Origin of the sequence: Micromonospora sonchi, assembly GCF_014646235.1 — a bacterium.
GTDB lineage: Bacteria > Actinomycetota > Actinomycetes > Mycobacteriales > Micromonosporaceae > Micromonospora > Micromonospora sonchi.
The window spans coordinates 226,002-252,612 of record NZ_BMNB01000004.1; the positions used below are offsets into that span (position 1 = coordinate 226,002).

20 protein-coding genes and 3 pseudogenes are annotated in these 26,611 nt (G+C 71.3%); 15 read left to right on the forward strand and 8 right to left on the reverse strand.

Annotated elements, in window-relative coordinates; translation table 11 throughout:
- Window positions 1-193 precede the first annotated feature (193 nt).
- From IEY61_RS06685 to IEY61_RS06705, 5 genes are all read left to right on the forward strand, one after another.
- A complete protein-coding gene (locus tag IEY61_RS06685; RefSeq protein WP_189041591.1) occupies window positions 194-1,108 on the forward strand; it encodes a fructosamine kinase family protein in 915 nt (304 codons plus the stop codon).
- Window positions 1,105-2,118, forward strand: a complete 1,014-nt coding sequence (moaA, locus tag IEY61_RS06690) for a GTP 3',8-cyclase MoaA (RefSeq protein ID WP_189041593.1) — start codon at window positions 1,105-1,107, stop codon at window positions 2,116-2,118. Before IEY61_RS06685 ends, moaA begins: the two co-directional genes overlap by 4 nt.
- 2 nt (window positions 2,119-2,120) lie before the next feature.
- Window positions 2,121-2,369, forward strand: a complete 249-nt coding sequence (locus IEY61_RS06695; RefSeq protein ID WP_189041595.1) for a MoaD/ThiS family protein — start codon at window positions 2,121-2,123, stop codon at window positions 2,367-2,369.
- A gap of 13 nt (window positions 2,370-2,382) precedes the next feature.
- A complete protein-coding gene (locus IEY61_RS06700) occupies window positions 2,383-3,678 on the forward strand; it encodes a metallophosphoesterase (protein ID WP_189041597.1) in 1,296 nt (431 codons plus the stop codon).
- A gap of 61 nt (window positions 3,679-3,739) precedes the next feature.
- A complete protein-coding gene (locus IEY61_RS06705; protein ID WP_189041598.1) occupies window positions 3,740-6,925 on the forward strand; it encodes a UvrD-helicase domain-containing protein in 3,186 nt (1,061 codons plus the stop codon).
- 47 nt (window positions 6,926-6,972) lie between these two features.
- Here IEY61_RS06705 and tnpA read toward each other — a convergent pair.
- Window positions 6,973-7,364 (reverse strand): annotated as a pseudogene (gene tnpA, locus IEY61_RS06710) (IS200/IS605 family transposase).
- A 50-nt stretch (window positions 7,365-7,414) separates the two neighbouring features.
- Here tnpA and IEY61_RS32090 point away from each other — a divergent pair.
- From IEY61_RS32090 to IEY61_RS06725, 4 genes and pseudogenes are all read left to right on the forward strand, one after another.
- A pseudogene (locus IEY61_RS32090) lies at window positions 7,415-7,477 on the forward strand (hypothetical protein); the annotation flags it as partial.
- Between the two features lie 79 nt (window positions 7,478-7,556).
- Entirely contained in the window at window positions 7,557-8,576 is a 1,020-nt protein-coding gene (locus IEY61_RS06715; RefSeq protein WP_373293106.1) for an RNA-guided endonuclease InsQ/TnpB family protein, read from the forward strand.
- A gap of 56 nt (window positions 8,577-8,632) precedes the next feature.
- Window positions 8,633-9,328, forward strand: a complete 696-nt coding sequence (locus IEY61_RS06720; RefSeq protein ID WP_189041599.1) for an LppU/SCO3897 family protein — start codon at window positions 8,633-8,635, stop codon at window positions 9,326-9,328.
- Window positions 9,329-9,463: 135 nt separating this feature from the next.
- Complete coding sequence (locus IEY61_RS06725) at window positions 9,464-10,699, forward strand: ATP-binding protein (RefSeq protein ID WP_189041600.1); 1,236 nt, start codon at window positions 9,464-9,466, stop codon at window positions 10,697-10,699.
- 57 nt (window positions 10,700-10,756) lie between these two features.
- Here the strand turns inward: IEY61_RS06725 and IEY61_RS06730 are convergent, their stop codons facing one another.
- Both IEY61_RS06730 and IEY61_RS06735 read right to left on the reverse strand, forming a co-directional pair.
- Window positions 10,757-12,211, reverse strand: a complete 1,455-nt coding sequence (locus IEY61_RS06730) for a polysaccharide pyruvyl transferase family protein (protein WP_189041601.1) — start codon at window positions 12,209-12,211, stop codon at window positions 10,757-10,759.
- Window positions 12,212-12,320: 109 nt separating this feature from the next.
- Window positions 12,321-12,860: a GNAT family N-acetyltransferase gene (locus IEY61_RS06735; protein ID WP_189041672.1), complete on the reverse strand. Its 540-nt coding sequence runs from the start codon at window positions 12,858-12,860 to the stop codon at window positions 12,321-12,323.
- A gap of 140 nt (window positions 12,861-13,000) precedes the next feature.
- Here IEY61_RS06735 and IEY61_RS06740 point away from each other — a divergent pair, with 140 nt between their 5' ends.
- Together IEY61_RS06740 and IEY61_RS06745 are read left to right on the forward strand one after the other, a co-directional pair.
- Entirely contained in the window at window positions 13,001-13,546 is a 546-nt protein-coding gene (locus IEY61_RS06740) for a DoxX family protein (protein ID WP_189041602.1), read from the forward strand.
- Window positions 13,547-13,749: 203 nt separating this feature from the next.
- Window positions 13,750-15,192 carry a glycosyltransferase 87 family protein gene (locus IEY61_RS06745; protein ID WP_189041603.1) on the forward strand — a complete coding sequence of 481 codons (1,443 nt, stop codon included), beginning with the start codon at window positions 13,750-13,752 and terminating at the stop codon, window positions 15,190-15,192.
- Between the two features lie 5 nt (window positions 15,193-15,197).
- On the opposite strand, the gene IEY61_RS06750 is transcribed toward IEY61_RS06745, so the two are convergent.
- The 5 genes from IEY61_RS06750 to IEY61_RS06770 form a co-directional block, all read right to left on the reverse strand.
- Window positions 15,198-15,617, reverse strand: a complete 420-nt coding sequence (locus IEY61_RS06750) for a molybdenum cofactor biosynthesis protein MoaE (RefSeq protein ID WP_189041604.1) — start codon at window positions 15,615-15,617, stop codon at window positions 15,198-15,200.
- On the reverse strand, window positions 15,611-16,870 hold the full coding sequence (locus tag IEY61_RS06755; RefSeq protein ID WP_189041606.1) for a molybdopterin molybdotransferase MoeA: 1,260 nt from the start codon (window positions 16,868-16,870) through the stop codon (window positions 15,611-15,613). The genes IEY61_RS06750 and IEY61_RS06755 overlap by 7 nt, the downstream gene beginning before the upstream one ends.
- Before the next feature lie 9 nt (window positions 16,871-16,879).
- Window positions 16,880-17,362 carry a MogA/MoaB family molybdenum cofactor biosynthesis protein gene (locus tag IEY61_RS06760; RefSeq protein ID WP_189041674.1) on the reverse strand — a complete coding sequence of 161 codons (483 nt, stop codon included), beginning with the start codon at window positions 17,360-17,362 and terminating at the stop codon, window positions 16,880-16,882.
- Window positions 17,359-17,850, reverse strand: coding sequence for a cyclic pyranopterin monophosphate synthase MoaC (moaC, locus tag IEY61_RS06765; RefSeq protein ID WP_189041608.1), 492 nt, complete (start codon window positions 17,848-17,850; stop codon window positions 17,359-17,361). The genes IEY61_RS06760 and moaC overlap by 4 nt, the downstream gene beginning before the upstream one ends.
- Before the next feature lie 246 nt (window positions 17,851-18,096).
- Window positions 18,097-21,195, reverse strand: coding sequence for an AfsR/SARP family transcriptional regulator (locus IEY61_RS06770; protein ID WP_308424550.1), 3,099 nt, complete (start codon window positions 21,193-21,195; stop codon window positions 18,097-18,099).
- Window positions 21,196-21,638: 443 nt separating this feature from the next.
- On the opposite strand from IEY61_RS06770, the gene IEY61_RS06775 reads away from it, so the two are divergent.
- From IEY61_RS06775 to IEY61_RS06790, 4 genes and pseudogenes are all read left to right on the forward strand, one after another.
- The gene (locus tag IEY61_RS06775; protein ID WP_189041612.1) at window positions 21,639-24,182 is read left to right on the forward strand and encodes a putative bifunctional diguanylate cyclase/phosphodiesterase; all 2,544 of its coding nucleotides are present in this window, start codon (window positions 21,639-21,641) and stop codon (window positions 24,180-24,182) included.
- Between the two features lie 13 nt (window positions 24,183-24,195).
- Window positions 24,196-25,509, forward strand: a pseudogene (locus tag IEY61_RS06780) (glycosyltransferase 87 family protein); the annotation flags it as partial.
- Window positions 25,510-26,142, forward strand: coding sequence for a phosphoribosyltransferase (locus tag IEY61_RS06785; RefSeq protein ID WP_189041676.1), 633 nt, complete (start codon window positions 25,510-25,512; stop codon window positions 26,140-26,142).
- A 19-nt stretch (window positions 26,143-26,161) separates the two neighbouring features.
- Window positions 26,162-26,527, forward strand: a complete 366-nt coding sequence (locus IEY61_RS06790; protein ID WP_189041614.1) for a TFIIB-type zinc ribbon-containing protein — start codon at window positions 26,162-26,164, stop codon at window positions 26,525-26,527.
- Window positions 26,528-26,611: the final 84 nt, after the last annotated feature.

Consider the following 26,611-nt stretch of genomic DNA (forward strand, 5'->3'; position numbering starts at 1 on the left):
GCCGTCGTCAGTCGCCTTCCGAGTCGGCGAGGCGCTGCCCGCGCAGTTTGGCGTACGCCCGCGCGTCGGCGGCGTCCCGACCAACCGGACACCGCCGTATTGCCAGACTGTTAATAAGGGGCCCTTTCTCTACCGGAGGCGTTAATAAGGGGCCCTTCCTTACATGCCCTTCCTTACTGACAAGCTGGTGGGTATGGATCTGGGGTATCTGCGGGAGCATCCGGAGCAGTTGCCGACGTTTCTGACGCATCAGCGGATCCGGGAGACGCCGGTGCCTGGCGGGAACATCTGTGCGGCGTCCCGGCTGACGCTGGACGACGGGCACTCGATCTTCGCCAAGACCTGGCCGGAGCGGGCCGGGCGGCCGGTGCCGGAGGAGTTCTTCGCCACCGAGGCGGCCGGGCTGCGCTGGCTGCGCGAGGCCGGCCCGGTGGCCGTACCGGAGGTGCTGGTGGCGCTGCCCGGCCTACTCGCGCTGGAGTGGGTCGAGCCGGGCGAGCCCGGCCCGGAGGCGGCCGAACGCTTCGGGCGCGAGTTGGCCGAGTTGCACCGGGCGGGTGCACCAGAGTTCGGGGCGCCGTGGACCGGGTTCATCGGCGCGCTGCCGGCGGACAACACGCCACACCAGGGGCCGTGGGCGGAGTGGTTCGCCCAGGCGCGGTTGCTGCCGTACCTGCGCCGCTCGGTCGACAATGGTGCCCTGGAGGACGCCGACGTCGCGCTGGTCGAGCAGGTGGTGGCCCGGATCGGCGAGTTCGGCGGGGAGGAGCCACCGGCCCGGATCCATGGCGACCTCTGGCCGGGCAACCTGCTCTGGGGCGCCGACGACCGGGTCTGGCTGGTCGACCCGGCCGCGCACGGCGGGCACCGGGAGAGCGACCTCGCGCAGCTCGCGCTCTTCGGCGGCCCGCCGCACGCCGACCGGATCCTGGCGGCGTACGACGAGAGCTGGCCGTTGGCCGACGGTTGGCGAGACCGGGTGCCGCTGCACCAGTTGCATCTGCTGCTGGTGCACACCGCCCTGTTCGGAGCGGCATACCGTGATTCGGTCCGCCAGGGCGTCCGGGCCGCCCTGACTGGGATCGGGCGCGCTACGGTCAACGGGTGAGTGTGGCCCCGTCGACCGGCGGCGTCCTCGTCGACCGGTACGGCCGTGTCGCCCAGGACCTGCGGGTCTCCCTGACCGACAAGTGCAACCTGCGCTGCACGTACTGCATGCCCGCCGACGGGCTGCCCTGGCTGGCCGGGCCGCAGCTGCTCACCGATGACGAGGTGATCCGGCTGATCCGCGTCGCGGTGTGCCGGCTCGGCGTGGCCGAGGTGCGGTTCACCGGCGGTGAGCCGCTGATCCGTCCCGGCCTGGTGGGCATCGTGGCCGCCGTCGCCGCGCTCGATCCCCGTCCTCGACTCTCGCTGACCACCAACGGCATCGGTCTGCAACGGCTCGCCCCGGCGCTGCGCGACGCCGGCCTCGACCGGGTCAACGTCTCGCTGGACACCCTCGACCGGGAGCGGTTCACCCGGCTCACCCGGCGGGACCGACTGCCCGACGTGCTGGCCGGCCTGGCCGGCGCGGCTACCGCCGGCCTCACCCCGGTGAAGGTCAACAGCGTGCTGATGCGCGGCGTCAACGACGACGAGGCACCGGCGCTGCTCCGCTTCGCCCTCGAACACGGCTACCATCTGCGCTTCATCGAGCAGATGCCGCTGGACGCCCAGCACGGCTGGGATCGCGCGGCCATGGTCACCGCCGAGGAGATCCTGACCGGGCTGCGCACCGCGTACGAGCTGAGCCCGGACCCGGCCGAGCGCGGCGCGGCGCCGGCCGAGACCTGGCTGGTCGACGGCGGACCGGCCCGGGTGGGTGTGATCGGCACGGTCACCCGCCCCTTCTGCGGCGACTGCGATCGGACCCGGCTCACCGCCGACGGGCAGGTACGCAACTGCCTGTTCGCCACCGAGGAGTCGGATCTGCGCGGCGCGTTGCGGGCCGGTGCGGACGACGACGAGCTGGCCCGGCTCTGGTCGGCGGCGACCTGGGGCAAGCGTGCCGGGCACGGCATCGACGACCCCGCCTTCCTGCAACCCGCCCGACCGATGTCGGCCATCGGAGGTTGATCATGGCCACCGTCACCGTCCGTTACTTTGCTGGTGCACGGGCCGCCGCCGGCCGTGCCGAGGAGGCCGTACCCGCCGGCCGTTCGCTGGACGATCTGGTGGCGGAGCTGGCCGAGCGGCACGGCGGGCGGCTGGTGCCGGTCCTGGCCGTGGCGAGTTATCTGGTCGACGGGGTGACCTGTCATGATCGGGAGGAACCGCTGCCGGCCGGAGTGACGATCGACGTCCTCCCGCCCTTCGCCGGCGGCTGAGGGGGAGCCACACGTGTTCGCGGTACTCGGCTTCGTGACCACCCTTGCCCTGATCACCGGGCTGATCCACTTCTACCTGTGGAAGCGGCTGGTCAAGGACACCACCACGGCGGGACGCTGGCGGCGGGCCGGCTCGATCGCGGCGGTCGTGTTGGCGGTGCTGGTACCAGCGACGCTGGTCGGCACCAACGCCGGGATGTACTGGCTCGCCTGGCCGGGCTACGTCTGGCTCGCGCTGATGTTCTACCTGATGGTGCTGCTCGCCGCGCTGGAGATCCCGATGCTCGTGGCGCGGCTGGTGCTGCGTCGCCGGGCGGCCGCCGCCGTGCCCGAGCCGGTCCTGGTCGGCCCAGCAGCACCCGGACCGGCCGTCCCCGGACCGGCGGGCGACAAGCAGGCTCCGGCCGCCGCGCCGTCGGGCGACGAGCCGGCCGAGCCCCCGGCCGCCGGCGCGTTCGGGCCGGACCACGATCCGAGCCGACGACTGCTGCTCGCCCGGGGGGCCGCGATCTTCGCCGGGCTCACCGCCGCCGGCCTGGTGGGTTCCGGCGTACGCACCGCCATGGGCCCGCCTCGGTTGGACCGGGTGCAGATCCCGCTGGCCAAGCTGCCCCGGAGCATGGACGGCCTACGCATCGCCACCGTCTCCGACATCCACATCGGCCCGCTGCGCGGCCGGAAGCACACCGAACAGATCGTCGCCGCCATCAACCGCCTGGACGCCGATCTCGTCGCCGTGGTCGGTGACCTGGTCGACGGCACGGTGGCCGAGCTGGGTGAGGCGGCGGCTCCGCTGCGAGGGCTGCGCTCCCGCTACGGCAGCTACTTCGTCACCGGCAACCACGAGTACTACTCCGGCGTCGAGGAGTGGGTGGCCGAGGTCGACCGGCTCGGGCTGCGGGTGTTGCAGAACCAGCGGCTGGAGATCGCCGCCCGGGGCGGCGTACTCGATCTGGCCGGCGTCAACGACGTCAGCGCGGCCGGCACCGGCGTGTCGGCGCCGGCCGACTACGCCGCCGCCCTCGGCGACCGGGACCCGTCCCGGCCGGTGGTGCTGCTGGCGCACCAGCCGGTGGCCGCGGTCGAGGCGGCGAAGTACGGAGTCGACCTGCAACTGTCCGGTCACACCCACGGTGGTCAGATCGTGCCCTTCAACCTGCTGGTCGCGCTCCAACAGCCGGTCGTGTCCGGGCTGGGCGAGGTGGACGGCACGAAGGTCTACGTCACCAACGGCGCCGGCTTCTGGGGGCCGCCGGTGCGGGTCGGCGCGGAGCCTCAGATCACCCTCGTCGAGCTCCGCTCGCAATAGCGCACCTCACCTCCGAGCGTGGCGCCGCGCGCAGGCGTGGCCGGTCGTGGCAGGATGCGGCGTGCCTCCGTTCAACGTCGTACCCCCCGGTGGCCGCCCGCCCTTCGTCGCGGACCTGCACATCCACTCGAAGTACTCGCGGGCCTGCAGCCGTGACCTGACCCTGCCGAACCTCGGCTGGTGGGCCAGACGCAAGGGCATCGGGGTGCTCGGCACCGGCGATTTCACCCACCCCGCCTGGTATGACCACCTGCGCGAGATGCTGCGTCCGGCCGAGCCCGGCCTGTACCGGCTGACTCCGGAGGCGGAGCGGGACATCGCCCGCCGACTGCCGCCGAGGCTGGCCAGCGAGGCGGAGACCGATCCGGTCCGGTTCATGCTCAGCGTGGAGATCTCCACGATCTACAAGCGGGACGACCGGACGCGGAAGGTGCACCACCTGATCTACCTGCCGGACCTGGACGCGGTGGGCCGGTTCAATGCCGCGCTCGGCCGGATCGGCAACCTCGGCTCGGACGGCCGGCCGATCCTCGGTCTGGACTCCCGCGACCTGCTGGAGATCACCCTGGAGGCGAGCGGCGACGGCTACCTCGTTCCGGCGCACATCTGGACGCCGTGGTTCTCCGCGCTGGGCTCGAAGTCCGGCTTCGACGCGATCGCCGACTGCTACGCCGACCTGGCCGAGCACATCTTCGCGGTGGAGACCGGGCTCTCCTCCGATCCGGAGATGAACTGGCGGGTCGGCAGCCTGGACAACTACCGGCTGGTCTCGAACTCCGACGCACACTCGCCACCCGCGCTGGCCCGCGAGGCGACGGTCTTCGCCTCGGCCCGGGACTACTTCGGCATCCGGGAGGCGCTGCGCACCGGCGACGGGCTGGCCGGCACGATCGAGTTCTTCCCCGAGGAGGGCAAGTACCACGCGGACGGCCACCGGCTGTGCGGGGTGAACTGGTCGCCCGAGCGCACCCGGAAGGCCGGGGGGCGGTGCCCGGAGTGCGGCAAGCCGCTGACGGTGGGCGTACTGAGTCGGGTCGAGGACCTGGCCGACCGGCCTGAGGGGTACCGGCCGGAGCACGCGCCCGAGGTGACCCACCTGATCCAGCTCGCCGAGATCCTCGGCGAGATCAACAAGGTAGGCCCGCGCTCGAAGAAGGTCGAGGGGAAACTCACCGAGCTGGTCGCCGCGCTCGGCCCGGAGCTGGAGATCCTGACCCGCGCGCCGCTGGACGAGATCGGCCGGGTCGGCGGGGAGCTGCTCGCCGAGGGCATCGGCCGGCTGCGCCGCGGCGAGGTCCGCCGGGTGCCCGGCTACGACGGCGAGTACGGCGTGATCACTCTCTTCGACCCGGCCGAGCTGGGTGCCGCCGCCAGGCCGGCGGGACAGGAGACGCTGTTCGACGTACCGGTGCCGGCGCAGCGGCGGCCCGCGGAGCCGCCGGCCAGGGCGAAACGGCCGGCGGCGAAGGCCGAACCGAAGCGCCGACCGGCACCGCCGGCACCACCGATCGCGCCGCAGCCCTCCCCGCACGAGCCGTTCGAGCCGATGCTCGCCGGGATGGAGGAGGTAGGCACGGGTCTGCTCGACCGGCTCGACGCGATGCAGCGGGTGGCCGCCTCGGCGCCCGGTGGCCCGCTGCTGATCGTGGCCGGGCCGGGCACCGGCAAGACCCGTACGCTGACCCACCGGATCGCGTACCTCTGCGCCGAGCTGAACGTCTTCCCCGAGCACTGCCTGGCGATCACCTTCACCCGGCGGGCCGCCGAGGAGCTGCGGCACCGGCTGGACGGACTGCTCGGCCCGGTCGCCGAGGACGTCACCGTGGGCACCTTCCACTCGCTCGGGCTGACCATCCTGCGCGAGAACGCCGCAGCCGCGGGCCTGCCGGAGGACTTCCGGATCGCCGACGACGCGGACCGGACGGCGGCGCGGGCCGAGGCGGGCGACGACCCGGCCCGCTACCTGGCGCTGCTGCGCAAGGACGGCATGGTCGACCTGGACGAGCTGCTCACCCTGCCGGTGGCGCTGCTGCGCGAGGACCGGAAGCTGGTCGAGCGGTACCGGGACCGCTGGCAGTGGATCTTCGTAGACGAGTACCAGGACGTCGACGCGGTGCAGTACGAGCTGCTGCGCCTGCTCAGCCCCGCCGACGGCAACCTGTGCGCGATCGGCGATCCCGATCAGGCCATCTACTCGTTCCGGGGCGCCGACGTCGGGTACTTCCTGCGCTTTTCCCAGGACTTCATCGATGCCCGGCTGGTCCGGCTGAACCGCAACTACCGGTCCTCCGCACCGATCCTGGCCGCCGCGGTGCAGGCCATCGCGCCGTCATCGCTGGCCCGCGGCCGGCGGCTGGACCCGGCCCGGCTCGACCCGGAGGCCCCGCTGGTCGGCCGGTACGCCGCGGCCACCGTCGCCGACGAGGCCGATTTCGTGGTACGCACCGTCGACGAGCTGGTCGGCGGCCTCTCCCACCGGTCGCTGGACTCGGGCCGCATCGACGGCCGGTCGACCACGCTCTCCTTCTCGGACATCGCCGTGCTCTACCGGACCGATTCGCAGGCCGCGCCGATCGTGGACGCCCTGTCCCGGGCCAACGTCCCGGTGCAGAAGCGCTCGCACGACCGGCTGCGGGACCGCCCCGGCGTGGCGGCCATCGCCCGCGAGCTGCGGCACGCCACGGGTCTCGCCGGCGCCCTACCCGCCCGGGTACGCCTCGCCGGCCAGGTGCTGGCCGAACGGTTCGCCGTCCCCACCCTCGACGGCACCGGCGGGGTACGCCCGGATGACGTCCGGACCGCCGTCGACCTGCTGACGCCGCTGGCCCGCCGCTGCGGCGACGACCTGGAGATGTTCCTGTCCCAGCTCGCCACCGGCGCCGAGGTGGACGCGCTCGACCCGCGCGCCGAGGCGGTCACCCTGCTGACCCTGCACGCCGCCAAGGGCCTGGAGTTCCCGGTGGTCTTCCTGGTCGGTGCCGAGGACGGGCTGCTACCGCTGCGTTGGCCCGGCAGCACTCCCGACGAGGACGCGGTAGCCGAGGAACGGCGGTTGTTCTTCGTCGGGTTGACCCGTGCGCAGGACCGCCTCTACGTCAGTCACGCCGCCCGCAGGACCCGGCACGGGTCGGAGCGCGAGTGCCGACCGTCGCCGTTCCTCGACGTGATCGATCCGGGCCTGTTCGAGCGTCTCGGCGACCGCGGCGAGACCCGCCGGCCGAAGGACCGCCAGCTGCGGCTTATCTAAGACCGCCCGTGAAACCCCTGGCTTTGGCTATGGGGAGGTAATGGCGGTCAGGTGTTGCGTTGGTTTTCGACATGGCGTTTGACAACCTCCAGGGTCGCGTCGCCGACGGTGGCGACGAAGTACGAGTGATCTACAGGGTTGGTAGGCGGGACCGCAGGGACGGGAATTCGGCGCGCAGGAGCCGTGACGTGCGGCCCTTGATCTGTTTGACGAGTCGGTGGATGCCGTACTGCGGGTAGGTGACGAGCAGGTGCACGTGGTCGGGCATCGTTTCCAGCTCCACGATGGGCGCGTCACGTTCGGCGCACATCTCGCGGACGATTTCCTTGAGGCGGTTGTCGATGTCGCCAGTGATGACGGGGCGTCAGTATGTGGGGCACCAGACGACGTGGTAGGTGCAGCGGTAAACGACGTTGTTGTATGAGCGAACCTCGTCCATCCCGGCAATACGCAGTCCGATGCTGAATACTGTCTGGTGTGGAAAAGACAGTGCGTTACACCTACCGGTTGCGTCCCGGCGCAACCGCGCAGGCCGCACTGTCCGCTGAATGGGGCCGCTGCCGGTGGCTGTGGAACGAAGCCGTCCACCAGCAGAAGACCGCGCAATCCCACTTTCTGCAAGCTGTCGAAGCTGCTCACAGAAGCCCGCGCCCGATTCGCGTGGCTGCGCGAAGGCTCCCGCGTCGCCCAGCAGCAGACCTTGCGCACCTACGCCCTCGCCCTGCAACATTCGTACAAGGTCAAGGGGCGTGGACGACCGACGGTCAAGCGGTTGAAGAACAGCCTGCCCAGCCTTGAGTACACCGTGCGCGGGTTCACCATCCGCGAGCGCCGGCTGCGGCTGGCCGGTGGCATCACGATCCCGGTGGTGTGGTCGCGGGAGATGCCGTCCGAGCCGACCAGCGTGCGTGTCTATCAGGACTCGTTGGGCCACTGGTACGCCTCGTTCGTGGTCCGACGCGAAACGCAGCCCGCCCCGGCCGCAGACAAGGCGATCGGCGTGGACTGGGGTGTCACTACCACTGCCACGACGACCGATCCGGCTTACGACCTGCCGCACCTCGGCCACCGCAAACGCTGCGCCGCCGAGCTGGCCCGCGTTCAACGCACGATGAGCCGCCGCCGTCGGCCGCGCGGCAACCCGCCGTCCAAGGGCTACCTGCGCGCCAGGCGGCAGGCCGCCACACTGCACAAGAGGGCGGCCCGGCAGAACACCCACGACGCCCGCCAGTGGGCCAAGAAGGTCGTGGATGACCATAGCCTGATCGCGGTGGAGGATTTCACGCCGAACTTCCTGGCAAGATCCACCATGGCCCGTAAGGCCGCCGATGCGGCGATCGGCGCGGCCAAACGGGAACTGACCAACCGTGGCAAGCGGGCGGGCCGGAAGGTGGTGCTGGTGCCGCCCGCCTACACCACGATGACCTGCTCGCAGTGCGGAACGAGAGCCAAGACACGCCTCGGGTTGGGTATGCGTACTTTCCGGTGCGGCGACTGCGGTCACACCGCATGCAGGGACCGGAACGCCGCGAGGGCGATCCTCGCCACGGTAGAGCGCGACCGTGCTGGTGCCGACGATGTAAGACACGTGATCACCTCCCCTCGGGCTGGTGGTTGCGCGCGGTCTGAGCCAGAAATCCCCCGGCTTTAGCCGTGGGGAAGCGTTAACTGACCGGTATCGTCATACGGTCGGGGCAGGAGGTGTGCATGGCGAACTACGGATCACCGGGTGGCGGCGGCCCGTGGCACGAGCCGCGCCCCGGTGAGGCGTACGGCCCGGGTCAGGTCTACGGCCCAGGGCAGGTCTACGGCGGCACACCGCACCGGCCCGCCGAGCCGGCGTACGGCGGCGGCCAGCAAGAGCCGGCGTACGGCGGCGGTCAGCAGGGGTCCGGGTACGACGTCCGGACCGCGTACGCCGGCCAGCCGACGCCGCCGCCGGGCAAGCGCGGGCGAGGCGGGTTGCTCGTCGCACTGGGCGCGGTCCTGATGCTGCTCCTGGGTGGTGGGACGGCGTACTACCTGCTCGGGCACGACGACGAGGCGCCGACGCCGGTGGCCGCGCCGACCCGGGACCCGGTGGCCCCGACCGACGCCCCGGCGGAGGACGACGACAAGCCCGCGCCGAGCACCCCGGCCGCCAGTTCGTCCACCGATCCCCGGTTCGTCGGCCCCGGCCAGTGTGTCCGCAACGACGCGTCGGACGGTGGCAAGCCAAAGCTGGTGATCAGCGACTGCGCCGCGAAGTCGTACGAGGTGCTGCGCCGCTTCGACGGCAAGACCAGCGGGGCGAGGGACGCCGAGGCGAAGTGCGCCAAGGTGGACGGCTACACGAACTGGTACTTCTACGACAGTGAGCTGGACTCGCTGGATTTCGTGCTCTGCCTCAAGCAGCGCGACTGACCGATCGATCGCCAAAACTAGTGCTGTCTAGCGTGGATGCTAGACAGCACTAGTTTTTTGTCGAGAGCCGACACGCCGTAGCTCCATCTATCCATGTCTAGCCCCTCGGCTAGATGGCCCGATACTCTGCGATTCGTGGATCCGGTCCGCAACCCGTACGCCCCGGGCGCCGGCCAGCGCCCACCCGAGCTCGCCGGGCGGGGGCGGGAACTGGACGTCTTCGACATCGTGCTGGAACGGATCGCCCGGGGTCGCCCGGAGCGCAGCCTGATGCTCACCGGGCTGCGCGGGGTCGGCAAGACCGTCCTGCTCAACACCCTGCGCTCCCAGGCGATCAACCGCCTCTGGGGCAGCGGCAAGATCGAAGCCCGCCCGGAACAGTCGCTGCGCCGGCCGATCGCCGCAGCCCTGCACATGGCCGTCCGGGAAATCGCCCCCCGGCACCGGGCACCGGACCGGATCGACGCCTTCCTCGGGGTGCTCAAGGCGTTCGCCCAGCGGGGCACCCCGACCGGGCGCGGCGCCCCGAAGCTGCGCGACCGATGGCAGCCCGGCATCGATGTACCAGCCGCCGCCGGACGCGCCGACTCCGGCGACATCGAGATCGACCTGGTGGAGCTGCTCACCGACGCCGCGTCGGTCGCCAGCGACGTGGGCACCGGTATGGCCGTCTTCATCGACGAGATGCAGGACCTCGGGCCGGAGGACGTCTCCGCGCTCTGCGCCGCGTGCCACGAGCTTTCCCAACTCGGCGCACCGCTGATCGTGGTCGGCGCCGGCCTGCCGCACCTTCCGGCGGTGCTGAGCGCGGCCAAGTCGTACTCCGAGCGGTTGTTCCGCTACCAGCGCATCGACCGGCTCGATCGGATCGCCGCCGACCAGGCACTCTGCGCGCCGGCCGAGCGGGAGGACGTGGAGTACGAGGCCAAGGCCCTGGACCTGCTCTACGAGAAGTCCGGCGGGTACCCGTACTTCGTCCAGGCGTACGGAAAGGCCACCTGGGACCATGCCCCACGGTCACCGATCAGCGTGGCCGACGTCCGGGTTGCCGCCCCGGAGGCCGAGGCCGAGCTGGCCGTCGGCTTCTTCGGCTCCCGGTTCGAGCGGGCCACCCCGGCCGAACGCGAGTACATGCGCGCGATGGCGACGCTCTCCCTGGTCGAGGGCGCGGTCGAGGACGGTGGCCGGGACGACATGGATGCCGCGGTACCGACCGCGGAGATCGCCCGCGCCCTGGGCCGCAAGCCCGCCAGTCTTTCGCCGGCCCGGGACGCACTGATCAAGAAAGGGCTGATCTACTCCGGGGAACGCGGCACGGTCGCCTTCACCGTCCCGCACTTCGGCCGCTACCTGCGCACCCAACCGACCTGAGCCGGGTGGCCGCGAAGCGGCAAGGGCCAGCGACCGCCCGGCGTGGATCGAATCTGCTCAGGGCAGGCGGCGGATGCGCTTGGCGATCGCGCGGCTGCGGTGCAACGCGGACTGCACGGGCACGGGCAGGCGCCGTACGGCGGTCGCGGCGGAAGACCTCTCTGCGGACACCAGCCTTTCGCGGGGCGCGGTGGTGTGCGGGAACGGGAACTGCGGCTTGTGTGCCTTGCGCAGCGCGCGGAGGCCACCTAGCGAGTACAGCTCCGCCACCCGGGCGGTGATCCGCTCACGGGCCTCGGGATCGGTGGTCATCAGCGTGGTGACCGGTGGCGGCAGCCCGGCGGCGCCCAGCCGGGCGTCGTAGTCGGGGTTGGCCTTGCCCGGCTGGAAGATGTGCTCGATGCCGTTGCGCTCCAGGAAGCTGGCGAAGTGCTCCCAGCGCTGCGCCTGCCCGGCGTTGAAGGCGGTGTAGTCGGCCTCGGCGTACAGGTCGGCGGCGTCCACCTCGGGGGTCAGGTTGGGTACCAGGCTGTGCGGGATGTCGTGGTACCGGGCCAGCTCCAGGGTGCGGCTGTCGTGCGCCAGGACGTAGGCGGGCGTGCCGGCGGCCAGTGCCGCGATGTTGCCGTGGATCCGGGTGCCGAAGGAGAACTCCCGCTCGGCGAGGTAACGCATCCAGGTCGAGGCGTCGACGAAGAACCGGATGCGGTCCTCCCGGTAGAGCTGGTGGCCCGTGTGGTGCGGCAGTTTCAGCCGGACCTTCTCCGGGTTGGTGCCCCACAGCAGCAGCTCGAGGTCCTTGTCGTCCTGCGGCACGTAGACCATGTTCGGGTAGCGCTCGGCGTGCCGGGTCCCGACCTCGTCCATCAGCGGCACGTACGGGGAGATGTTGATCGTGAAGCGGCTCTCCCGCGTGAGTGCGGGGACCCGCTTGGTGATCTGAAGGTTCGGGCCGTCGCGGAACAGTGACGGGCAGCCGACGACGTCGACCACGTCGTCGCCGAAACCCAGCTCGGCGAGGTAGGCCCGGGTGAACTCGCCGCGTACGCCGATCGTCGCCGACTTGTCCAGCACCGCGCGCACGAACCGGCGCACCGCCACGCGCAGTTCGTCGGTCGGGGGCGGGAACGGGTTGTCGAGGCTACCGCTGCCACCCGAGACGCCGACGCCGATCACCACGACCGGGATTCGCAGCTGCTCGATCACCCAGGTGAGGCGCTTGAGGTTGGCCAGGAAGCTGAGCCGGAACGCGTTGGCCAGCGGCACCACGAACAGGTCGAACTGCTCGTTGACCCGGTCCACGTACGCCTGGTCCACGCCGGGCCGTTCGCTGAGGAAGGAGTTGGACACCACCTCGTAATTCGGCACACTGATCAGCTTGTGCACCGTCTCGGTGAAGACGAGGTTGCCGACGTTCCGCCCGAAGATGCCGTTCTTGTACAACGCGAGGGAGAGCTCCGGGCTGACCGGGGTGAACGGGTCCTTGGCAGAGCGCAGCAGGACGCGGGTCATCGGGTTGGAGCCTCCAGGGGCGAACGTGCGGCGGGTCCCCGTGAGTGGTCGATGCTAGCGGTCTGGCCACCGGCACCGCCACCTGCTGCTGACCGGGGCCGGCGCCGGATCAGACCTTCGACCAGGGCGGCGGGAAGATCACATCGCCCTGCGGCGGAGGCGGTTCACCGGTGATCGACGGCGGCAGCACCAGGGCCTGCCACGGCTCGCCCAGCCCGGACCAGGGGCTGGTCAGGCCCATCCGGTCGGCCCGGCTGAACCCGAACCGCCGGTAGTACCCGGGATCACCGAGCACCACGACCAGCCGCTCACCGAGTTCCGTGGCCGCCTCCAGGGCGGCCTGCACCGCGGCGGTGCCGAGACCGATCCGCTGGCGGTGCGGTGCCACCGCCACCGGGCCGAGGGCGAGCGCTCGCCGGTTCCCCTCGTCGGAGCGGACCAGCACCCGGGTGAGCAGGGCGTAACCGACGATTTCACCGCCGTATTCGGCGACCATCGCCAGTGCCGGCAGCCAGGCGTCGCTGGCGCGCAGCTCGTCGACGAGCCGTACCTCGGGCGGCGTGGCCACGTCGGGGCGGGCGAAGGCGACGGCCAGCACCCGGCGGATCGCGCCGGTGTCGGCCGGATCCTCGGGGCGCAGTCGCAGCATCGTCACGCGGCGAGGTTACCGCTTGTGACGCGTTCATCGGCGACGGTCCCTGGAGCCGGCGTGGCGCGGCGCACCACCCGATCGATCGACATCGGACGTTGCGGGGCATGGCGCCGCCTGAGACAGGGTATGACTGTTTCATGACGCCCGTACGGTCCCTGGCCCGCGCCATGTTGAGCGGCATCTTCGTGGTCAGCGGCGCGAAGAACTTCACCAACCCCGGTCGCCTGGCACCCGCCGCGAAACCGGTCACCGATCGGCTGACGCCGCTGCTGGAGCGGGTGGACCGGCGCATCCCCACCGACGCCGAGACGCTGGTCCGGGCCAACTCGGCGGTGCAGTTCGGTGCCGGGCTGATGCTGGCCACCGGCAGGTTCAGCCGGCCGGCAGCCCTGGTGCTCGCCGGCACCCTGATCCCGGTGACCCTCGCCGGGCACCCCTTCTGGCAGCAGGACGATCCCGCGCAGCGGACCAACCACCAGATCCACTTCCTGAAGAACCTCGGTCTCTTCGGCGGGTTGTTGCTGGCCGCGGCGGACACGGAGGGCAAGCCGGGGCTCCGTTGGCGGGCCGGGCACCGCATCGGCCATTCCCGACGGTCGGTGCGCCGTGCCGTCCGGACCGCCCGCCGGGAGGCTCGGATCGCCGTCCGATCGGCAGCCACCGCTCGTCGGCTCCCGGGCTGAGCTGCGATTATCTACCCCTCACCCCCGCTAACGCCGCGAATCACCTGAACCGCCCGCTAGGCGTTAACGCGGTGGAAATGTCAAAAGAGTGTGTGGGATCGGACACGGTCGCATAACGCGGGAGGCATGAGGTGAGGTGCCGCTCTAGGCTCCCTACCGGACCTGGACGGGTAGGACGATCTTGGTACGGGGGTGGCCACGCCATGCCGACGAGCGTCGGTAAAGGGCTGGACCGCCTCGCCGCAGTCCGCCGCGTGACCGGTGGGATCGATCGAAGGACAGTGGTACGCGCCGGCCTCGTGGCCGCCGTCGCCTACGCCGGATGGCTTGCCATCGGTGTTTTCGGGCGGCCGTACAACTTCTTCGACATGAAGATCTATCACGGTGCGGTGGTCTGGTGGGCGAGCGGCCATGAGCTGTACGAGTTCGTCGCGCCCGACACCACTCTGGGCTTCACCTACCCGCCCTTCGCCGGCCTGGCCATGCTGCCCATGGCGCACCTTCCGGTGGCGGCGGCCGGCCTGGTGAACGCCGCGGTCAGCATCGCCGCCCTGGCCGTGGTGCTGGCCGCGCTGCTGCGCCCGATCGCCGACCGGTTGGGCTGGCCGCTCTGGTACCCGGTGGCCATCGCCACGCCGCTCGCCGTGGCCATCGAGCCGACCCGGGAGACCCTCGGCTACGGACAGGTCAACCTGCTGTTGTTCGCTCTGGTGATGGCCGACCTGGTCGCCCTGCGCTGGCGTTCGCGCCGGGGCACGCACCACTGCACCGAGGGCGACGGCCCGCTGTTGCGGTTCGTCTACAGCGGCGCCTGGGCGGGCGTGGGCATCGGTCTGGCCACCGCCGTCAAGTTGACCCCCGCCCTGTTCATCCTCTACCTGATGATCACCCGTCAGTGGCGGGTCGCCATGACCGCGGTCGCCACCACCATCGGCGTCACCCTCGGCAGCTTCGGCATCGTCGGCGCCGAGTCCCGGACCTACTTCGGCAGCGTGCTGTGGCAGACCGAGCGGGTGGGCGCCGCCGACATGACGCCCAACCAGTCCCTGGCCGGACTGCTCGCCCGGCTCTACGACTCGATCGAGACCCCCGGCCTGCTCTGGCTCGCGTTCTCCGTGCTGGTGCTGGCGCTCGGCCTGTCCCGGGCCGCCGACGCACACTCCGATGGCGACGAACTGACCGCCTTCACCCTGGTCGGCCTGACCGCCAACGTGGTCAGCCCGATCTCCTGGACGCACCACCTCGTCTGGGTGATCCCGGCCATCATCGTGCTGGCCGATCACGCGGTACGCCGCCGTGATGCCAGCCGCGGACCGGTTCCGCGTACCGCACCCGGCTTACAGGGACCACCGGCGTTGTCCGCGCTCCGCCCGCCGATCTGGTACCCGGCGCTCACCGGCCTCCGGCACGGCGTGGCCGCCATCGGGCTCTACCTGCTCTTCCTGATCTCTCCGATCTGGCCGTACGAACACCAACTGCCGGAGGTCTCGCACTACCAGGACGGCCTGTTCGGCGCGCTGATGGAGAACTCTCTGGCGCTGGCCCTGATCGTGCTGGTCGCCGCACTGCCCTGGCGTCCCGGCGCCGAACCGGCCTTCCACACCGACCGGATGGCGCGGGCCGCGCTGCTGTATGCCCGCCGGTGAACGCTTCAGGGGCAGTTGACCCATTCCTCGGTGCCGTCGGCGAACACCTGCCGCTTCCAGATCGGCAGCCGAGCCTTCACCTCGTCGACCAGGCGCGCGCAGGCGGCGAACGCGGCGGCCCGGTGCGCGGTGCTGACCGCCGCCACCAGGGCCATCTCGCCGATGGCGAGGGGGCCGATCCGGTGCGACACCGCCACCGCGTACACCTCGGGATCGGCGGCGATCTCGTCGGCGACCTCGCGCAGGACCCGCTCGGCGCTCGGATGCCCTTCGTACTCCAGGCTGGTCACCGGGCGGCCGTGGTCGTGGTCGCGGACCACACCGGCGAACGAGACCACCGCACCGGCGCGGCGGTCGGCGACCGCCGACTCGTGCGCGGCGAGATCCAGCGGCTGATCGGTGACCCCACCGAGCACGATCACCATGCGTGCTCTCCCGGCAGCAGCGGCAGGGGCACCACCGGCACCTGGTCCCCGACCTTGCCGACGGTGCCGGGACGGATCACCGCGAACCCGTCGGCGACGGAGAGCCCGCGCAGCATCGCCGAGCCGACGTGTCGCACCGGGCGGGCCGTGCCGTCCACCGGATCGCGGCGGACCAGGGCCAGGTGGGTGTGGTCACCGCGCCCCGCGACGGGCTCGGCGAGCGTGGCGTGTGGCAGCACCGGCATCGCCCGGCCGGCGAGCCCGGCCAGCAGCGGGGCGACCAGCGAGACGAGGGCGACGACGGCGGACTGCGGGTTGCCGGGCAGGCCGGCGACGAACCGGACCCGACCGTCGGTGCCGACCAGCCGGGCCAGCAGCATGGGAAAACCGGGACGAACCGCGACCGTGTTGACCACGTAGTCCGCGCCCAGCGCCGCCAGCGCGGGATGCAGGTGGTCGACCGGACCGTGCATCGTGCCACCGGTGGTGCAGACCAGGTCGGCCCCGGTCAGCGCGGTGCGCAGGGCGGCCACGTGGGCGGGCAGCGTGTCGGCGACCGGTCCGACCACGTCGCCCGGACGGATCCGGCAGCCGTAGCGGCGCAGCCAGGCCGGCAGCGCCGGACCCAGCGCGTCGCGGACCCGGCCCGCGCCGGGTGGGCCGGCGGTCAGCAGCTCGTCGCCGAAGACCAGCAGCGCGGCGCGGGGTTGTCGACGTACCCGCAGGGTGTCGTGGCCGCAGGAGGCGGCCAGACCGATCACCGCCGGGTCCACCGGGGCCCCGGCGGGCAGCAGTTCCTCACCGGCGGCCGCTTCCTCGCCGGGTCGGCGCCACTCCGGCGCGGTGCGCGGCACACCGTCGACCAACCCGTCCGAGGTACGCGTCGACTCCTCCACCCGCAGCACGGCCGACGTCCCCTCCGGAACCATCGCCCCGGTGGCGATCTCGACGGTCGTACCGTCCTCGGTCAGCGGCGCCGGTGCCGAGCCGGCCAGCACCCGGCCGACCACCCGCCACGGGCCGGTGCCGCGCACCGCCCAGCCATCCACACTGGACGTCGGGAAGGCGGGCAGGTCGGTGCGGGTGGTGAGCGGGGCGGCGAGGGTGTGTCCGTCGGTCTCGGCGAGCGGGCGCTCGACGGCGGGCAGCGCGGCGGCCAGGCCGACCGCGTACACCCGGGAGCGCGCCTCCGCCCAACCGGCCGGCGGTGGCGTGGTGACCCGGTCGGCCGCGGATGCGGTTTCCGTCTTCACGGGCCGAGCCTAACCGGTGCGCTGGTGGTCGCCGCCGCGCAACTGGTCCACGGTGTGCGCGAGAATCGGCCCCAGTACGGCGAGACCGTCGCGGGCCCCGCCGGTCGAGCCGGGAAGGTTCACCACCAGCGTGCGGCCGGCCACTCCGGCCACCCCCCGGGACAGCGCCGCGGTGGGCACCTTGTCTCGGCTGTGTGCGCGGATCGCCTCCGCGATGCCGGGGATCTCGTAGTCGAGCAGGTCACGCGTCACGTCGGGGGTGCGGTCGGTGGGGCTGACCCCGGTGCCGCCGCTGGTCAGCACCACGTCGACGGCCTCCGCCACGGCTGCCCGCACCGCCTCGCCGACCGGTTCGCCGTCGGGCACCACCAGGGGCTCCTCCACCGAGCAGCCCAGCTCGCGCAGGCCGGTGACCAGCAGCGGACCGCTGGTGTCGACGTAGACACCGGCGGCGGCCCGGTTGGAGGCCACCACCACCCGGGCGCGGATCACGGTCGGCCCTCCGGGCGCTCCCACCGGCCGGTCTTGCCGCCCTCCTTGCGCAGCACCCGAACCGCGTCGACGCTGGCCGCCGGGTCGACCGCCTTGACCATGTCGACCAGGGCCAGGCCGGCGACCGCAACCGCGGTCAACGCCTCCATCTCCACTCCGGTGCGGTCGGCCGTGCGGGCGGTCGCGCTGATCTCGACGGTGTCGGCGGTCAGCGCCAGGTCGACCGTGACGCCATGCAGCGCGATCGGGTGACAGAGCGGGATCAGGTCGGGGGTGCGTTTGGCGCCCATGATGCCGGCGAGTCGACCGACCGCGAGCGCGTCGCCCTTGGGCAGCCCGTCGCGGCGCAGCAGCTCGATCACCTCGCGAGTGGTGCGCAGTCGGCCGGCGGCGGTCGCCGAGCGACCGGTGACCTGTTTGCCGGAGACATCGACCATGCGTGCCGCGCCGGTCGCGTCGACGTGGGTGAGCTGGGCGGGTTCGATCACGGTCGGCAGCCTATCTCTCCAGTCCGACGAGATTGGCCCTGGCGTTCGGAGGGGCCGGCACCTGATTGTGCCGCCCCCTCCCTACCGGCCCGCCGTCGATGGCTGGGGCACTGACGGCAGGAGTCGCTCGTGAGACCCGTGTGGCGGATCTCCCCCCGTTGAGGAACGTCCGGACGCTACCGGCGCCGGCGATAAGAAATCGATAAGAGCCGCGCCGAGCGGGCGGTGGCTGCTCCCGCCCGTTGCTCAGCGACGAGCCAGCACGCTCTCGGCCAGGCGGCGTTCGACCTCGAACCGCTCCGGGACGCCCATCCGACGGAAGATGGCCAGCGCCCGCTCCCAGTGCCGGCGTGCCTCCACGGGATCGGTGGCGACGAGGTTCTCGGCCACCCCGGTGAGCGCCCGCCCCTGCTCGTACGGATGGGCGATCCGGGTGGCCACCCGCAGCGCCTCGCGGTGCAGCCCGATCAACCGGGCGGCATCTGCCGAGCCGGCCAGGGTCAGTGCGAGATCGTTCAGCGCCGCCGCCTCGGCATGCGACTCACCCGACTCGACCGCCAGTTTCCGGGCCGTCTCGTGCTCGACCACCGCCTCGTCAATGTGCCCGAGACCCCGCAACGCCACACCCAGATCGTTGCGCACCTCCGGCTCCGCGTAGCGGTGACCGGTGCGCTCCCGCAGGACCAGCGCCGCCCGCAGCGCCCGCCGGGCTGCCTCGTACCGCCCCATGCGGCACTTCACCGCTCCGATGTGACTCAGCGCGTTGAGCAGATGGAACTGGTCCCGACGTTGCCGGGCGAGGTAGAGGTGCAGGCGATGCAGCCGCAGCGCCTCGTCGTACCGGCCGAGCAGGGCGAGTACGAGCCCGAGGTTCGGCAGTACGTTCGTAACCTCACCCACCTCAAAGCGGGCGGTCCCACGCAGTCCGTCCAGACCGACGCTGACGGCTTCTTCCAGTTCGCCCAGAAGCCAGTGGACCGCGCCCAGGTTGAGGCGGTAACGGGTGAGATTCGACAGATCCCCGTTCCGCTCGCAGATGCTGACAGCATCCTTGACGTGCTTCAGCGCACCCGAATAGTTTCCCGTTCTGGTGTAGGCCGAGGCGAGATAGTTGTGCATCACCGCGATGGCACTCTCGTCAGCTGTGGCCTGCGCCGCGGCGAGCCCGGCGAGATGGGTGACGATGATGTCGTCGTAATACCCGCGGATGAAGAGAAACCGCCACAGCGATCGCGCCAGCTGCCATGCCTGCCGGTACCGCCCCCATCTGCATGACCACTGCACCAGGGAGACGAGATCGACCCGTTCCGTCTCCACCCGTTCCTCGGTCGGTTCACCTAGTACCCGGAGCAGATCGGGGCGGCGCGGCGCGTCGAGGTTCACGTGCCACCGGACAGAACCCGACTCGAGCGAGTCGGCCACGGGAAACACGACGTTGAGCACGAGGTCGATCAATTCGGAGAAGGCATTCCCTCGCACCTCCGCCGAATCGGTTCGAGTCGACAGCTCATGTGCGTACTGTCGGATCAGGTCATGCATCCGGTAGCTTCCGGCTCGCGCCTCTTCGATCAGGTGACAATCGAGGAGTTCCTCGAGAACTTCGATGGTGACATCGTACGGAAGACGGGAAACAGCACTGGCAATCGTGGCGTCGAATTCGGCACCCGGATGGACGCTCAGCATCCGGAACAGTTCTTTGGCGCGTTCCGTCAATTGCTCGTAGGAGGCACCGAATGCCGACGCGACGCTGCGGTCACCGGTGCCGAAGGTCGCCAGCCCTGATTCCTCCACCGCCAGGCGGGCGGCCAGATCGGCGAGCCGGCGGCTGCGCCGATGGGCCAGCCGCGCCCCGACCAGCCGGATCGCCAGCGGCAGGTGGCCGCAGCGCCGGACGATCTCCGCGGCCGCCTCGGGCTCGGCCCGCACCCGCTCCACGCCGACGTTCGTGGCGAGCAACCGCAGCCCCTCGTCGTACGTCAGCACGGACAACGACTCCGGTGGCCCGACGTCCAGATCGCTGAGCCGGCGGCGAGAGGTGACCAGCACCACCGACCACGAGCTGACCGGCAACAACGGAGTCACCTGCCGGCTGTCGGCCGCGTTGTCGAGCACGATCACGACCCGGCGGGTGGCCAACTCCCGCCGCCACAGCCCTCGGCGTTCCTCCAGATCAGCCGGGATGCGGTCGGCCGGCACACCCAACTGGCGGAGGAGCACCACCAGCGCCGCGCCCGGCTCGACCGGGTTCCCCGCACCGTGACCCTGGAGGTCGATGAAGAGTCGACCGTCCGGATACGACTCCGCCAGTCGTCGGGCGACATGGACGGCGAGAGTGGTCTTCCCGCTGCCCGCCATCCCGTCGACAAGATGCATCACGGGCGCTGATCCGGCGGCGGCCCGGGTCTTGGCCACCATCCGCTCGATCATCTCGCCACGGCCGACGAAGTCGGCCACCGGTCGGGGCATCCAGTCCCAGTGGCCGTCGCCCGCCTTCGCCGGGACAGCCGTCCGGGTGAAGGGCTCATCGCCGTCCGAGGCCGAGGCCGGGGCCGGCCCGGCCTCGGAAGTCTCGTGTTCGATCATTGCCCGGTAGAGGTGCCGGAGTTCGGCGCTCGGCTCGATACCCAGCTCGTCCCGGAAGACACGAGTCGCCGCCCGGTAGACCGAGATCCCACCGGCATGGTCACCTCTGCGGTGCAGTGCCCGCATCAGTGGCAGCAGCGCCGTCTCCCGGAGCGGATGGTCGGCGACCACCTTCCGCAACAGCGGAATCGCCTCGTCGAGCCGGCCCATGCCGATGTCGATGTCGGCGAGGAGTTCGACCGCCAGCAGGTACTGCTCCTCGGCAGCCGCCACGTGAGCGGCCAACGTCGGACCGACCGGGACACCGGCGAGCGGCGGCCCGGCCCACCGGGACGTCGCGAGGCCCAGCACCGACCTCGCCGATGCGACCTCACCGCCCGAACGCAGCAGGCGCGCCCGCTCGACCTGGTCGAGGAAGCGGAACAAGTCGACCTCGTCCGGCCGGACGTCGAGGCGGTAGCCGCTGCCCTGCCGCGTGAGCACCCGCCGGTCCGCCGCGGAACGTTCGAATTCGCGGCGCAGATTGGCCGCGTACATCCGTACGTTGGGTACCGCCGAACGCGGCGGGTTGTCCGGCCATATCTCGTCGATCAACCGGTCGATCCCGACAACCCGGCCGGGCTGCACGGCGAGCATCGCGAAAAGCGTCTGCTGCTTGGGCGTCCCCAGAATGACTGGTGACGCCGCGGAGAACACCTGGAGACCGCCAAGCACTTCAATCTTCACATGCCCCGGCTCCTCGACGCGTAGGGGACGGTTCACGCGAGGTCACCTTAACAGTCGGTGGCTGCGCACCATCCCACGGATCCACGGATCGAAACCCAGCCGAGTGAAGAGGAACCACTGCTCCGAGCCGGGCGAATCGCGGACGAGGAACTGCTGTTTGAATCTCCCTGCCGGAGGTAGCAGGCTTCTCGGGAAGCAACCGAAGCGGGAAGCGTCTATCCCACCGCAGCGAAGTCGGACGCTCTGCACGGATGCCATAGACAGAACGTCACGAATCAGGACGGGATTAACTAATAGAGTGCATAACGACATTTATTACTGCTAAGCGGCCCGTTCTCTACCTAAGCTCCCTCTCAGTCGGCAGGCAACACGCCGACAAATCGAAACTTCCGTTTACCGACGAGTGAGGAGTAGGGACATGAACGGCAGCGACTGGGGTTGAGAAGTTGGGCACCGCCCCTTCGACCCACCGGGGTAGGATGCCCTCACGAAAGACGCGACCTGGGAGTGCCGTGACACTTTTCAGGCGAGGCGACACTGAGACCGATCGGCAGCTACGGCTGCTCATCGGTCTCGTCGTCGTATTTGCGAGCCTCGCCGTTTTCGCGGCACTGCGACTCGTTCTGACATCGTCCGCACCCAGATCCCTCAACGACTACGCGACCCTCCTGACGATCCTCTTCATGATCGTGGTGGGCACCTCGGTCAAGGCCCGAATCCGCATCCGGTCCACCACCCACCTGATCAGCTGGAACGAGATGGCGATCGTGATCGGGGTCGCCGTCGCTCCGACCTCCTGGGTGGTGCTGTGCACCGCGCTGGGCGTCGCGATCGCCTCGGTCCGGCTGTCCCCCGTCAAGGTGGCCTTCGGCGTCGGCAAGAACGTCCTCGTGGCCTGGGCCGCAGGAAGCACACTCGCGCTGCTCGACTGGTCGTGGCCGGCAGCGGACCTGCTCGGCATGGCGGTCGGCCTGGCACTCGCCTACCTCGCCGCCGCGCTCGTCGACGATCTCCTCGCCATCCCGGTCATCGCCCTCGCCTCGGGCACCCGGATCTCTCAGCAGTTCCGCAGCAACCTCGATCTCCGCATCGGCGGCTTCTGCGTACGCTTCGTCGTCGCCCTCTCCACGCTCCTGCTACTTGAGATCGACATCCGACTGCTCCTCGCCGTCCCACCACTCGTACTCAGCCTGCACCTGGCGTACTCCGGCCGGATCCGGCAACGAACCGAACAGCAGGCCTGGCAGCGGCTCGCGCAGACCACCGACGCACTCAACGTCGTCGAACTCGAAGAGGTCCTGACCACCGCGGTCACCCGGGCCGCCGAGCTGTTCTCCGCCGACGAGGTGGAGATCGAGCTGCGCGACGCGGGCCGGATCGTGCGGGGCGAAAGCAATGGCAACACGTACGACGTCCCGGTCGGCGAGCCCACCAGCAGGCCGGGCACGCTGGTACCGGTCCGCCTCGAGGGGCACGACAAATCGATCGACGTGGGCGTGCTGCGGCTGCGCTTCCGGGAGCCGGTGCAACTCAACGAACGGGAACGGTACACCCTGCACACCTTCGCCTCAGCGCTGTGCACGGCGGTACGCAACGCCCAGGCGTACGCCGAACTCGCCCGGGTGGCACAGGCCCACGCACACGCCGCGGCACACGACGCCCTGACCGGCCTGGCGAACCGGCGCCACCTGCTCGACGAGGGCAACGAACAGCTGCACAACCGGCACGCCGAGGGAGTCACCGCGCTGGTCCTGATCGACCTGAACCACTTCAAGGAGGTCAACGACACCCTCGGTCACGCCGCCGGTGACCAGACGCTGGTACAGGTCGCCGAGCGGCTGCGCGCCGCCGCCCAGGCCGAGGACCTGGTGGCCCGACTCGGCGGCGACGAATTCGCCGTACTCCTGCGGGCCCTGCCCGCCCCCGCGGTGGCCGCGCACCGGGCCGAGACCCTGCTGGCGGCGCTGCACGAGCCGTTCGACATCGACGGCATGCGGATCAGCGTCGAGGCCAGCGGCGGCATAGCCGCCGCGCCGGCGACCGGCGGAATGGTCGAGCTGCTACGCCGCGCCGACGTCGCGATGTACCAGGCCAAGCGCGCCGGGCAACGGATCGCCACCTACGCACCGGCCCGCGACACCGCCGACCTCGGCCGGCTCACGCTCGGCGGCGAACTGCCCCGCGCCGTCGCCGACCAGGAGTTCACGGTGAACTTCCAGCCGATCGTCGACCTCGGCACCGGCGAGGTCATCGCGGCCGAGGCGCTGGCCCGGTGGCGCCACCCCACCCACGGCATGATCGACCCGCTGCGCTTCCTGGAGGCGGTCGAACGCTCCGGGCTGCTTCCCGCGTTCGCCGAGGCCATCCTCGACCAGGCGCTGATCGCCGCCAACACGTGGCGCGACGCCGGTTTCGACATCCCGGTCGCGGTGAACGTCTCCCCACGCAGCCTGCTCGACGCCCGGTTCCCCGGCGCGGTGCTGGCCCGCCTACGCGCCCACGACGTGCCTCCCGACCGGCTGATGCTGGAGCTGACCGAAACCCTCACGCTCAGCCAACTCGACGTCGTCGACCAGGTACTCACCCGGCTACGCGACTCCGGTGTCCGACTCGCACTCGACGACTTCGGCACCGGCTACTCCTCGCTGTCCCTGCTCTCCCGGGTACCAGTGCACGAGCTGAAGATCGACCGAAGCTTCGTCACCGCGATGGAGTCCTCCGCCGAAGCCGCCGCCATCGTCCGCTCCACCCTCGATCTCGGCCGCAGCCTCGCCCTGTCGGTGGTCGCCGAGGGGGTGGAACGGGAAGCGCAACGCCAAGCCCTCTGGGAACTCGGCTGCACCGCCGGTCAGGGCCACCTCTTCGCCCGGCCGCTGCCCGCCGGGACGCTGCTCGCGGCTCTCCGCCGGGGCGCCGACGGCCGGCCGGGCGCCCTCGCCACCGCGCTGCACGACGCCGGCGCGGTGGTCCGGCTACCACCGGCTCGCCGGCCGGGGGCCCGCGGTCGCCACCAGCCGGCCTGACACACTGGACCGGATGCGCACCGCCACCACGACCGGCCGCCGCCCCCTGTGGTGGCACCGCCTCGACTCGGCCGCCGGTGGCCTTCCGCTCGACCTCGGTCTCTACGCCGCCTCGGCCACCTTCGCGGCAGTCACCGCCGCCACCTCCACCCTCACCCCGCACCGCGCCTGGGGTGCGACCGCCGCGCTGGGCTACCTCGCCGTCACACTCGCCGCCGTCGGTCAACTCCTCGTGCGTCGCCACCGACCGAACTCCCCGCTCGTCGGGGTACCGGCCCGTTGGCTGGTCACCGCACTCGGCTTCACCAGCGCCGTCCTGCTGCCCCTGATCGCGCAGAGCGCGCAGCGCGCCGCCGGACGGACCGACCGGGCCCAGGAGGAGGTGCTGGTCGTCGAGGAGTCCGGGCGACGCCTGTTGGAGAGCGGCACGCCCTATCTCGGACCGGACGCCATCGCCGCGCTGCACCCGGACGACCAACTGCTCGGCTACACCCCGTACCAGCCGGGAATGGCTCTGTTCGGGCTGCCCCGCGCGCTGTCCGACGCCTGGTGGACCGATGCCCGGGTCTGGTTCGCCATCGGCACCACCCTGGTCCTCCTGCTCGCCGTCCGCATCCTGCGGCACCCCGCGGCCGGAGCCCGACACGACGCACTCCTGCTGCGCGGCGCCCAGGCCGCCACCGTACTGCCGATCTGCGCGCTCACCCTGGCCACCGGCGGCGACGACCTACCCGTACTCGCGCTCTGTCTGCTGGCCCTCGCCTTCGCCGCCACCGCACGTCCCGGCCCGGCCGGCATCGCCGTCGGCCTGGCCGGGGCGCTCAAACTCTTCGCCTGGCCGGTCGCCGCAGTGCTGATCATCTGGGGATTCGCCCGCCGGGCCGGGCTACGGGTCGCGGCCGGCGCGTTGGGGCTACCCGCCGCCGCGCTGCTGCCCGCCCTGCTGGTCGACTCCGAGGCGCTGGTGGAGAACGTGCTGCGGTTCCCTCTCGGGCACGGCCTGGTCACCAGCCCGGCGCAGTCACCGTTCCCCGGACACCTGATCGCGGGCGCGCTGCCCGCCGGCCGGGCGATCGCCGCGGCGCTGCTGATCGGCACCGGGCTGGTGATCGCCGTCCGGCTCGCCCGCCGCCCGCCCCGCACCGCCCACGCTGCGGCGCTGATCTGCGGGTACGGACTTCTCGCGGCCATCCTGCTGATGCCCGCCACCCGCTTCGGCTACCTGCTGTACCCGATCGCCTTCCTACTCTGGGCGCCCGCGCTGGCCCAGCCCCCGGATCCGGCAACCGGCGGGCGAAGAGTGCCCGCAGGGCGTAGACCTGAAGGCATGACCAGATACCGCGACCGCGCCGAGGCGGGCCGGGTGCTCGCCGACCGGCTGACCGCCCTGATCGGCGAACCGGATGTCGTCGTACTCGGCCTGGTCCGCGGCGGCGTGCCCGTGGCCCGAGTCGTCGCCGAACGCCTCGGCGTGCCGCTGGACGTACTGGTGGTCCGCAAGCTCGGCATGCCGATGGCTCCCGAGGTCGCCTTCGGGGCGTTGGGTCCCGGTGGCGTACGCGTGCTCAACGACATGGTCGCCAGCCACCTCGGCCCGGACGACATCGCCGAGGTCCAGCGCCGTGAACAGGCGGAACTCGACCGGCGGGAGCAGCTCTACCGGACCGGCCGGCCACCGCTGGACCTGACCGGCCGCATCGCCGTCATCGTCGACGACGGACTGGCCACCGGAGCCACCGCCCGCGCAGCCGTCCAGGTCGCCCGCCAACTCGGGGCCCGCCGCGTGGTGGTCGCCGTCCCGGTCAGCTCCGAGGAGGCGTACGAGATGCTCGCCGCCGAGGCCGACCAGGTGATCTGCCCCCAGCGCCCGCCCACCTTCGGCGCGGTCGGGGCGTACTACGACGACTTCCACGAGGTCCCCGACGACGAGGTGACGGCAGCGCTGACGGCTACCGGATGAGCCGACCAGGTACCTTCGGGTGATGAGCCTGACCTGTCCCAAGTGTCACGGAGAAATGCGCCAGTACGAGCGCAGCGGCGTCGTCATCGACCAGTGTGGTGAATGCCGGGGCATCTTCCTCGACCGCGGCGAGTTGGAGAAACTGTTCGAGGCGGAGGCCAACTGGAGCGCGCAGCAGACCCCGCCCGCCCCCCAGCGCCCCGCCGGCTACCCGGCGCCGCCGCCCGCACCCGCCCCGCACCAGCCCGGCTACGGCGCCGTGCCGCCCCCGCCCGGCTACCCGGCACCGGCTCCGATGTACGGCCACGGGCAGCAGCACTACGGCTACCACGGTCACTACCGGCGCAAGAAGCGCAAGAGCTTCCTGGACGAGATGTTCGGCTGAGCCCTGACAGCCGGTTTCTCCGGCTGATTCCCACGGCGACCGGGCCGCCTCACCGGCCGGCCCGGTCCTCCGCCACCACGCCGC

Bases quoted from the DNA above. Each gene is read 5' to 3' on its own strand.
- IEY61_RS06685 (WP_189041591.1), top strand. From the start codon at position 194: ATGGATCTGGGGTATCTGCGGGAGCATCCGGAGCAGTTGCCGACGTTT.
- IEY61_RS06695 (WP_189041595.1), top strand. From the start codon at position 2,121: ATGGCCACCGTCACCGTCCGTTACTTTGCTGGTGCACGGGCCGCCGCC.
- IEY61_RS06720 (WP_189041599.1), top strand. From the start codon at position 8,633: ATGGCGAACTACGGATCACCGGGTGGCGGCGGCCCGTGGCACGAGCCG.
- IEY61_RS06730 (WP_189041601.1), bottom strand. From the start codon at position 12,211: ATGACCCGCGTCCTGCTGCGCTCTGCCAAGGACCCGTTCACCCCGGTC.
- IEY61_RS06735 (WP_189041672.1), bottom strand. From the start codon at position 12,860: ATGCTGCGACTGCGCCCCGAGGATCCGGCCGACACCGGCGCGATCCGC.
- IEY61_RS06740 (WP_189041602.1), top strand. From the start codon at position 13,001: ATGACGCCCGTACGGTCCCTGGCCCGCGCCATGTTGAGCGGCATCTTC.
- IEY61_RS06745 (WP_189041603.1), top strand. From the start codon at position 13,750: ATGCCGACGAGCGTCGGTAAAGGGCTGGACCGCCTCGCCGCAGTCCGC.
- IEY61_RS06750 (WP_189041604.1), bottom strand. From the start codon at position 15,617: ATGGTGATCGTGCTCGGTGGGGTCACCGATCAGCCGCTGGATCTCGCC.
- IEY61_RS06775 (WP_189041612.1), top strand. From the start codon at position 21,639: ATGCCCTCACGAAAGACGCGACCTGGGAGTGCCGTGACACTTTTCAGG.
- IEY61_RS06785 (WP_189041676.1), top strand. From the start codon at position 25,510: ATGACCAGATACCGCGACCGCGCCGAGGCGGGCCGGGTGCTCGCCGAC.